This is a genomic window from Microbacterium sp. sgz311019 (assembly GCF_056135325.1).
Window position 1 is genome coordinate 1 of sequence record NZ_JBWAXO010000031.1, and the last position, 993, is coordinate 993.

1 protein-coding gene is annotated in these 993 nt (G+C 68.5%); it reads left to right on the forward strand.

The genetic code is table 11. The annotated features are described in order from the left end of the window. Nucleotides 1–268 precede the first annotated feature (268 nt). Nucleotides 269–865, forward strand: a complete 597-nt coding sequence (locus tag AC0NZN_RS18350) for a hypothetical protein (RefSeq protein WP_474593764.1) — start codon at nucleotides 269–271, stop codon at nucleotides 863–865. Nucleotides 866–993: the final 128 nt, after the last annotated feature.

Here is a 993-nt window from a genome sequence, read left to right on the forward strand (position 1 = left end):
GAAGAAGCTCGGTTACGACACCCCAGCCGCACGATTCAAGACCGCCCGAACCAGCGCAGCCGAGCTGCGCTAGCCTTCCCCAAAACGACCAAGTGTTGCGACGACCATCAGAATCCACCGCCCCGGCTTCGCACAAACGCGCGGGCCGGTCAACTGCGACAAACGGGCGCGGAGTCTGCAGGCCGGACGTGAAGATCTGTGCACGACGAGACAGGCGTGATCGACACGACGAACCGTCGCCGGGGGATGCATGCCCTAATGTGAGCGCGTGCGTCTGCGTCTGACCATCGTCCTCGGCATTCTCGTAACCGGCATGCTCGCCGGTTGCGCCGCGACGGGCTCAGGGGCGCCCGCGGCGGAAGGTGCGCACCCCGCAGCGTCCAGTGTTGCCGCATCGCACGCTCCTGACGACGGCATGGGAGAGGACCCCACCGCGGTGGCAAAGGCGCAGTCGTGGTTGGCGGGCGCCGTCGTCCCGCCCGGAGCCGTACGATCCGACGAGGTGCCGGTCACGCCTGTCGGATTCGGCACCACGCAGACCGGGTGGCTGTGCAATCCGACGGTCAGACGCACGGGATACTGGACGCTCACCGGCGCGACCGTCGTCGGCACGCGGAACTGGCTGAGCACCCACCCGACAGCCGACCTGGTCACCACCAGCGGTCCGATTCCCGACGACCCGAAGGCCGACCAGGCGCGCGTCGGCGACTACCCGTTCCGCGGATCGCTCGAAGGCATCGCCTACACCGTCGCAAGGACAACCGACGGAGTCGCCATCCGCGCGGAGATCGGCGTCGTCCCCCACAACAGCACCTGTCCGACTCCGCCGGCGGGCGGCACGTTCGGCGGACCTGGCGAAGGCTGACCGTGTCCCGCGTCAAGTAGTTGGCAGGATTTGGTCGCGTTCGAAGGTGGGGATCGTCGGGTCGGCGTGGCCGAGGTGCACGTCGCGGGGCCGGTTCCAGGCGAGGTGCTCGTGGGGCCTGATCTCGT